The sequence below is a fragment of the Metalysinibacillus jejuensis genome (assembly GCF_003057615.1).
Classification (GTDB): domain Bacteria; phylum Bacillota; class Bacilli; order Bacillales_A; family Planococcaceae; genus Metalysinibacillus; species Metalysinibacillus jejuensis.
Genome location: NZ_QAFW01000068.1, coordinates 1 through 8,558 on the forward strand (window position 1 = coordinate 1; position 8,558 = coordinate 8,558).

The following is an 8,558-nucleotide window of genomic DNA, read 5'->3' on the forward strand; positions in this document are numbered from 1 at the left end:
TTACACGCCTGTTTCTTTGGCATGCGCTCGATCAACAATGGCAAACGTATGTGGAAGAAACTCTGACCTCAGCTCGATTCATTTATCAAGAAAATGATACGTGAATTTCGCTAATCAACACGTGTGTAATAAAGTAATACTTGAAGATTTAATAGTAAGAAAGGGAATGTTATTAACTAAATTAATTTTATAGTATGGTAATAAGACTGAATGTTGAAGAGGTGGTAAAATGTATAAAATTTTAGTAATTGAAGATGATGAAACAATTTTGAATGAGTTACAGTTTCTATTACGTCTACATGGTTATGAGCCGGTGAGTCATTTACCCTGTGACTTAGCGCTTCTTGATGTAAATTTACTCATTGTGATTTTTAAATAAAAATTGTAAGCGCTTAAACAGTAAGCCCGACGGAATATGCGGGAAGACTTTGTCGCGGAATGTGGTCGCAAAGGGGCTTGACCACTGCGCCGCCCAACCGATTTGGCGCGATAGGCGTACGACTTTTTTCGTGTGCGCGACGCGTTCCTTTTCGTAACGGTGTAGTGCTTCTTTGCGATTGTACTGCGCTATGTTTTTCGCAAGCGTGATCGCATCCTCAATCGCTTGTCCCGCACCTTGTCCCATATTAGGCGTTGTGGCGTGTGCGGCATCGCCAAGCAGGACAGTGCGCCCAAACACGAAGCGGTTAAGCGGTTTAATATCATAAATATCGTGATGTAACGTTTGGTTTTGTGCGGTTTTATTAATTAAGGCGCTAACCTCACTCGGAAAATTGCGGAACTGGTAAGCGAGCTGCTCATTAGTTAGCTCGGCATAAAAAGCGTTGTCTGGCTTAGTGTTCACACACGCAAACCAGTACACTTGACCGTCTTGCATCGGCGCAAAGCCAAAGCGTCCTTTGCGCGACCATACTTCACATGATACGCCCGCTTCCACAAGCCCATCATTCGTCGTCAGCCCTCGCCAGCACGTGTAACCTGCATAGCGCGGGTCAGCATTTGGGTAAAACTGCTTGCGTAAGTTCGAATGAATGCCGTCCGCCGCAATCACTAAATCCCCTTTAACGCTCGTGCCATCATTAAACACCGCAACGACGCCGTCATGGTGCTCAGATACATGGACGCAACGCTTAGTAAAACGCACGGTATGACGGGGGAGGGCGTCAAATAATGTTTGGTGTAAATCAGCGCGGTGAATGGTAATGTTTTCGTGACCGTACTGGGCTTTAAATTTCGCAAAATCAATCGTATTTAAAATTTTACCTGTGGCATCTTTAAAAATTTGCGTATGAATTGGCGTACCTTGTTTGAAAATTTCATCACCAATGCCAATATCTTTTAAATCTTGCATCGCGTTCGCACCAAGTCCGATGCCCGCGCCTAACGGCTTAAACTCACTCGCCGCTTCGTATACTAAAACCTCTGCATGTTGCTTATGTAAGGCAACCGCGGCAGTTAATCCGCCGATGCCACCACCAATTATAATGACTCTCATAAAAAACACCTCTATACTAAGTATAGCAAACAAAATTTGCGGATACCAAAGAGGAGGTTTTTTTATGTTGAACGAAGAAAGAGATGCGGTGTATAAAGCGATTTATAATCGTCGTGATGTACGAACCTTTTTACCAACACCGATTGAAGAAGAAAAAATTTCGCGTATTTTACATGCGGGGCATCACGCGCCGTCCGTTGGCTTTATGCAGCCGTGGAATTTTACACTCGTAACAGACGAGGGGCTAAAGGATAAACTGGCCTGGGCAGCGGAAAAGGAAAAGCGTGCGCTCGCTATTCACTATGAGGAAGATGCCGAAAAAGAACTGCGCTTTTTGGATTTGAAGCTACAAGGCATTAAAGAAGCCCCGCTGACGATTTGTGTGACGTGCGACCCAACGCGCGGCGGCTCACATGTGTTAGGGCGCAATTCGATTCCTGAAACAGACGCACTTTCGACGGCGTGCGCCATTCAAAATATGTGGTTAGCCGCTTATGCCGAAGGGCTTGCGATGGGCTGGGTGAGCTTTTATAAAAAGAATGATGTGCGCGATATTTTAGGCATCCCGCCACATGTTGATCCGATTGCGCTACTATCGGTCGGCTACACTGAAAACTACCCGCAGCGCCCGATTTTAGAAATGGAAAACTGGGCAACTCGTCGTGACCTTGAAGGTTTAATCTTCACTAATACATGGGGAACAAAGTAAGAGGAGGGGATAGTAATGAAACCAACGATTTATATTGAGCGCGCGCTTTATGACGAGCCAATGGCGCTTGTGCAACAGCACTTTACTGTAGTCGATAGCTTACAGGAAGCAGAGGGCTATATTGTGCCAATGGGCAAAATTGACGAGGCGTTGCTTGCGGCTAACCCAAAGTTAAAAGTCGTCAGCAATATTGCGGTGGGCTATGATGGCTTTGACCTTGAGGCGATGCACAAGCACGGGGTAGTAGGTACGCATACGCCGCACGTTTTAGATGCCACAGTAGCAGATTTAACGGTGGCGCTAATTTTAGCAGTAGCGCGCAAAATTCCGCAAATGGATGAGTGGCTACGTGCTGGTCATTGGCAAGGCAGTGTAGCGGATACGTATTTTGGAATGGACATTCACCAAAAAAAGCTAGGCATTGTAGGGCTCGGTCGCATTGGCGAACAAATTGTCAAGCGCCTGCATAACGGCTTTGATATGGAGGTGTACTATTATAATCGCTCACGTCATCAGGATTTAGAGGCGACGTACGACGCAACGTATTTGTCACTTAATGAGTTATTTGCGACGTGTGATGTCGTGCTAACGATGGTGCCACTAACAGCCGAAACAACAGGTATGATTGGGCGCGAACAGCTGGATTTATTACAAGCGCATGCCATTTTTGTAAATACGGCGCGTGGGCTTGTAGTAGACGAAGCGGCATTAGTCCAAGCTTTACAAAATAAGCAGTTTTTCGGCGCAGGGCTAGATGTTTTTGCGCAAGAACCAATCGGTGCAGACCATCCGCTTTGTCAGCTAGATAATGTGGTGCTCACGCCGCATATTGGCTCCGCTACGGAAGCGACGCGTAAGGCGATGCAACTGCAAGCGGTGCGCAATACAATCGCCGTACTGAAGCAACAAGGCGAGGCATATATCGTAAAATAACAAAAAGGCTATGCGCTAAGTCATTGACTTTAGGCATAGCCTTTTTTAGGTGGAGAAAAGCAGCGTTCGCTTTTAGCTGTAATTTTGTAGGAGGGAAGGGGGATTTGCTTCTTAGGTGTTGAAGTGAAGTCTCTCGCTTCTCTCACTGTTTCAATCAGCCAACGGAAAGTAAAGAACACTTTCCGTGTCTGCTTTCCAACTGCGTTGAAGTTGAAGAGTCGTTTAGACATTTAAGGGCTCCAGCGCCTACGTCGTTAAGCGCTTTGCTCAAGCTTTTTGGTTTAATCCAGTTTCGAGGGCTAATTCCTCAGGTCGTTTCACTTCAGCAGTCAAAGGTAAAAAGCACCTTTGCCGCTGAAGTTCCAACGCCTATCGGAATTGACCAAGCCCTCTCAAGCTTTTTGGTGTAATCCAGTTTCGAAAGGCAGCTTCTTGTGTCATTTCGCTTTTGTGTCTGAACGCAAAAAGCGCGTTCAACCCAACTGTCTAGCTAGCCCGACTAACTTCTTCCGCTGTTTCAATCAGCCACTAGAAAGCAAAGAACGCTTTCCGTGTCTGCTTTCCAACTGCGTTGAAGTTGAGCAGTCGTCCTAGCTTTAAAAAGATCCAATGCCCTGCGAAGCTTAACGCCTTTCTCAAGCTTTTTGTTGTAATCCAGTTTCGAGACGCATCTGCTCGCGTCGCTTTGTCTTTTCGAGCGGAAACAAAAATCGTTTCCTCCTCAAAGACTCCAGCGCGTGTCGCAGATAAACGCGTCTCTCAACTTTCTGTTTTAATCCAGTTTCGCAAAGCAACGACTTGGTCACTTCACCCGTTCAGGTAAAGGCAAAGTACGCCTTTCCTTCACGTGTTCCAGTGCCTACGTCGTTAAGCGCTTTGCTCAAGCTTCTTGGTATAATCCAGTTTCGAGACGCATCTGCTCGCGTCGCTTCGTCTTTTCGAGCGGAAACAAAAATCGTTTCCTCCTCAAAGACTCCAGCGCGTGTCGCAGATAAACGCGTCTCTCAACTTTTTGTTAGGGTTTTGCCGCTCCAGCCAAAGGCGATGGTTAGGATAGGGCCAAGTAGGCAGAAGAAGGCGAACGGGAAGTAATCGACCGTAGCAACCCCCAGCATATCCGTAATAAAAATACCGCACACACTCCACGGCACCAGTGGGTTAACGACCGTACCCGCATCTTCCATCGCACGCGCAAGGTTTTTCGGCGCAAGCCCGACCTTCTTGTACTGATCGCGGAATGTTTCGCCTGTTAATAAAATCGCCAAGTACTGCTCCCCGACAAGCGTATTAATCCCAATGCCTGTAATCGCTGTACCTGTAATGACCGAACGCGCCGTTTTTAGGCTGCTTTCAATCTTCGCAAAAATACTTTGCACGATGCCGAGCGTAAACAATAAGCCGCCCATGCTTAACGCTAGTAGCACGAGGGTAATCGTAAAGAACATGCCCGCAATGCCACCGCGTTTTAATAATGCATTGACTTCTTCATTTGGCGTATCAGGCGTGTAGCCACCGAACAATACATCTAAAATCGCTGTCATTGACATCGGATCGTGTAAAAATGATAATACAATACCAAACACCGTACCAATGGCGAGCGTTAATAAAGCCGGTACTTTTTTAATAGATAAAATCACTAGCAATACGAGTGGTAAAAACGCATACCAATGCACTAAGTTCGTATCTCGTAAAGCCGTTTGAAACGCGCTAATGTCCATCACCGCGCTATCTACTTTCGTCGGTGATAGTAGGGCATACGCCACAAACGAAATCACAAAGGCAGGAATGGTCGTCCATGCCATATTTTTAATATGTTCGAATAAATCTACCCCGACAATGCTTGAGGCGAGGTTTGTTGTATCGGATAACGGTGACATCTTATCGCCAAAAAATGCGCCAGAGACAATGGCCCCGGCAGTTAGTGCTAGCGATAAATCCATCGCACTTGCCATGCTGATAAAGGCGACGCCCACCGTTGCGACTGTCGTGAGTGAACTGCCGATCGTTAAGCCAATGATGCACGTAATGACAAAAACAATCGCAAAGAAAAAGCTCGGTGTCACAAAGGAGAAGCCGTAGTAAATTAATGTCGGAATCGTACCGCCGATGAGCCAACTACTCACTAATGTGCCAATAAAGAAAAAGATAAAAATCGCGCCGAGCCCAGATTGCGCGCCGCGTATCATACCTTGTTGTAAATCGCTAAATGCCACTTTTTTACTCAGCCCGTAAACAAGTAGTAGCGTAATAATGATTAAAATGGGCATATGGGGTGGTGCGCCAAATGCGATAATACTCGCACTCATAACACCAATAATTATCGTCACTATCGCCAGCGCTTCAAGAAAACCTGGCGTTGTTTTTGCTTCTGCGTGAAACATGGAGAGCCTCCTCTAAGTTGTCAACTTTGTTACTGCAACGCGTTGAAGTAACGAAGCTGATTATAGCATACGCCAAATAGTAAAGAAATGATAAAATTACGTAAACGACAAAATCCGGCTGATAAAGTAGGAACTAGGAGGAAGACAAATGACACAATCGATTTTACTCGTAGAAGATGACCAAGCTATTGCGCGCATTGTCAAAGATACATTAACGAAAGAAGGCTACTTTGTGACGTGGTCAACGACGGGTTTAGAAGGTTGGGAAGACTTTCAAAATGGCGACTACGATTTAGCGTTAATTGACTTAATGTTGCCTGAGATGGACGGCTTCACGCTATGTAAAAACATCCGCTTCAAAAGCGATATGCCGATCATCATCATCTCAGCCCGTAAAGAAGATGTCGATAAAGTAGAAGGTTTTACGCAAGGGGCGGACGACTACCTCGCCAAACCGTTTAGCTTAGTAGAACTGAAAGCACGCGTCGCTTCACAACTTAGACGCTGGCAGCGCTATAAAGGCGAGACGCTTGCGCAAAATGAAGTGCGCTATGACCATGGCTTAACGATTCATTATGATAACGAAAGCGTGATGCTTGATAGTACAACGCTCGCCTTAACTAAAACGGAATGGGAGCTACTGCGCTTACTCGCCACGCATGCCGAGCGCGCTTTTTCGAAAGAAGAGCTATACGAACACGTCTGGCAACAAGCCGCTACCGCTAACGACCTACATACCGTAACGGTACATATTAAAGGCTTGCGCGAAAAGCTCGCCGATCCCGTGAAAACGCCGCGCTTTATCCAAACGGTGTGGGGTAAAGGTTACCGCTTTATTGGAGAAACGCTATGAAGCTGCGCACGTGGTTACTCGCTACGTATTTACTCGTGATGCTCGTGCCACTTGTCGCCGCTTACGTATTATTTGCGTGGATTAGCGACTACAACAAGGAGCGTGCCGTAGCCGACCGCTTAGAGACGATGTTAGCTTTGCAAAACATTCAGCGTATTACTGAAAAACCCGCACTTTACCGCCCACAGGCAGACTATAGAGCAGTGAAAGCACTCGGTGACGAAACGAAGGCCATTACGCTTTACGATGCGAGCGGTAAGGTGCTCTATACGACGAACCCTTTTTTAGCGAAGACGACAAGCGCCGAGCGTTTTCATCGTTTAAATGAATTGCAGCGTGATTTTCGCACGTATACGTACCGCGCACCTGTGCTAGAAGAGCGCGCCATTATTGGCTTTTACGAAGTGGTTTTTTCGCGCAAGCAGTGGCGTGACGGCGTGGCCAATCGGACGACGACCGTTATTGTCCTATTTAGCCTCGTGCTTCTTATCGTGTACGCCTTAGTTATCGTCATTACGAATCGCAAATTTACGAAGCGGCTATCGCTACTCGGTAAACAAATGAGCGCTTTTGCGCAAAACAAGCCGTTCGCGCTAGCGCCTAAAACATATGACGAAATTGGCGAGCTAACCGAGCAGTTTTATGCGATGCAACGAGAAGTGATGCGCACGCGTAAAAAGTTAACGCAGGAACAAGCCGAAAAACAATTTATGATTGCGAGTTTGTCACATGATTTAAAAACACCGCTCACCGCTATTCGCGCGTACGCAGAGTCCTTGCAGGGAAATCTCAGCGCAGCCGAACGCGCCGAGTATGAGCAAATTATTATAAGTAAATCGCATTATATGCAACAAATGTTAGATGATTTAACGACATATACGACGCTACAATCGCTCAATTACGCGCTAACGAAAGTAGCGGTAGACGGCGAGGAATATTTTGAGATGTTATTGTCGGACTACCAAGCGCTTTGTGCGAACCGAGGCATTCAGTTAACGACGCATAATGCAGCGTATGGCACGTACTACCTTAACCCTAAACAGTTGATGCGTGTGATGGATAACGCCATGATGAACGCCATTCAACATGCCGCTACGAAGGTCAGTGCCTTTACAGCAGAAGCGGATGCGATGCGCACGCTCGTCTACGATGGCATCGCCCCTTATATTACCGACGGCGCGTTATACATCGTCGTACAAAATGACGGCGAAGGCATTCGCGAAGAAGATGCAAAGCACGTCTTTGATCCACTATACCAAGCGGACGTCGCGCGCACGAAAGCAGGCGACCGAGGAAGCGGGCTAGGACTTAGCATTACTAAACAAATTATCGAAAAACACGGTGGCACCGTACAAATTGTATCGGCCAAAACAATAGGTACAGCACTTATTTGTCGCCTACCACTTAAGGAGGAAACCCCATGAAATTTTTAACGGCTTTCCGAAAGAAGTCTCCCATCCTCAAGGAATGTGAAGGTGCGAATAGCACCAATGAGTGGGTGGGAGATGAATTTCGGTTGGCTTTAGCCAACGTTATTTTTCTAAGCCTTTTCGCAATAATTCGAGAATAGTTGCTGTTCTTGTAGACAGTCCGTTTTCTTCTTGGTATTTATCTAATTTCTCGATAATTGGTTTAGGCATACGAATTTCTACACGTTCTTTATTATTTTTCAAAATTATCACCTCTCACTTGATTGTACGGTATTTCTACGATACAATCAATATATATGATATTATTCCGTACAAAGTGAGGTGAATTGATATGACTAAACAAAATAAAGCTTTCAAATTTCGTTTTTTACCAAACAAAGAGCAAGCTGTACTATTAGCTAAAACATTCGGCTGTGTTCGTTTTGTCTACAATAAGATGTTAGCTGAACGCAAAGAAACGTATGAAAAGTTCAAAGATGATAAAGAAGCACTTAAAAAGCAAAAGTTCCCTACACCAGCTAAATATAAAGACGAATTTCCATTTCTAAAAGAAGTAGATTCTTTAGCTTTGGCAAATGCACAAATGAACTTACAAAAGGCTTATAAGAATTTTTTTGAAGGCAATGCGGAATTTCCAAAGTTCAAAAACCGTAAGTCAAAACAGTCTTATACAACCAATCGAGTGAACGGAAATATCGAATTGCAAGATGGTCATATCAAATTACCTAAACTGAAATTAGTAAAAATCAAGCAACAT

General features: G+C 45.4%; 10 protein-coding genes. 6 read left to right on the top strand and 4 right to left on the bottom strand.

Translation table 11 applies throughout. The features are described from left to right. The first annotated feature begins 229 nt into the window (after positions 1-229). A complete protein-coding gene (locus DDE80_RS15180) occupies positions 230-379 on the top strand; it encodes a response regulator transcription factor (protein ID WP_161769895.1) in 150 nt (49 codons plus the stop codon). Here DDE80_RS15180 and DDE80_RS13005 read toward each other — a convergent pair. Further along, positions 356-1,495 carry an FAD-dependent monooxygenase gene (locus tag DDE80_RS13005; RefSeq protein ID WP_108308313.1) on the bottom strand — a complete coding sequence of 380 codons (1,140 nt, stop codon included), beginning with the start codon at positions 1,493-1,495 and terminating at the stop codon, positions 356-358. The genes DDE80_RS15180 and DDE80_RS13005 overlap by 24 nt on opposite strands. A gap of 64 nt (positions 1,496-1,559) precedes the next feature. On the opposite strand from DDE80_RS13005, the gene bluB reads away from it, so the two are divergent. Both bluB and DDE80_RS13015 read left to right on the top strand, forming a co-directional pair. Further along, positions 1,560-2,204: a 5,6-dimethylbenzimidazole synthase gene (bluB, locus tag DDE80_RS13010; protein WP_108308314.1), complete on the top strand. Its 645-nt coding sequence runs from the start codon at positions 1,560-1,562 to the stop codon at positions 2,202-2,204. A gap of 15 nt (positions 2,205-2,219) precedes the next feature. Next, a complete protein-coding gene (locus tag DDE80_RS13015) occupies positions 2,220-3,137 on the top strand; it encodes a 2-hydroxyacid dehydrogenase (protein ID WP_235612341.1) in 918 nt (305 codons plus the stop codon). 29 nt (positions 3,138-3,166) lie between these two features. On the opposite strand, the gene DDE80_RS15075 is transcribed toward DDE80_RS13015, so the two are convergent. Together DDE80_RS15075 and nhaC are read right to left on the bottom strand one after the other, a co-directional pair. After that, positions 3,167-3,367, bottom strand: coding sequence for a hypothetical protein (locus tag DDE80_RS15075; RefSeq protein ID WP_153060912.1), 201 nt, complete (start codon positions 3,365-3,367; stop codon positions 3,167-3,169). Positions 3,368-4,141: 774 nt separating this feature from the next. Further along, entirely contained in the window at positions 4,142-5,518 is a 1,377-nt protein-coding gene (gene nhaC / locus DDE80_RS13020; RefSeq protein WP_108308317.1) for a Na+/H+ antiporter NhaC, read from the bottom strand. Positions 5,519-5,666: 148 nt separating this feature from the next. Here nhaC and DDE80_RS13025 point away from each other — a divergent pair, with 148 nt between their 5' ends. After that, positions 5,667-6,371 carry a response regulator transcription factor gene (locus tag DDE80_RS13025; RefSeq protein WP_108308319.1) on the top strand — a complete coding sequence of 235 codons (705 nt, stop codon included), beginning with the start codon at positions 5,667-5,669 and terminating at the stop codon, positions 6,369-6,371. Then, complete coding sequence (locus DDE80_RS13030; RefSeq protein WP_108308321.1) at positions 6,368-7,795, top strand: sensor histidine kinase; 1,428 nt, start codon at positions 6,368-6,370, stop codon at positions 7,793-7,795. The genes DDE80_RS13025 and DDE80_RS13030 overlap by 4 nt, the downstream gene beginning before the upstream one ends. A gap of 108 nt (positions 7,796-7,903) precedes the next feature. Here the strand turns inward: DDE80_RS13030 and DDE80_RS15080 are convergent, their stop codons facing one another. Next, complete coding sequence (locus DDE80_RS15080; RefSeq protein ID WP_235612342.1) at positions 7,904-8,053, bottom strand: ribbon-helix-helix domain-containing protein; 150 nt, start codon at positions 8,051-8,053, stop codon at positions 7,904-7,906. A gap of 79 nt (positions 8,054-8,132) precedes the next feature. Here DDE80_RS15080 and DDE80_RS13035 point away from each other — a divergent pair. Next, a partial coding sequence (locus tag DDE80_RS13035; protein ID WP_153060914.1) for a helix-turn-helix domain-containing protein occupies positions 8,133-8,558 on the top strand: 426 nt, incomplete at its 3' end.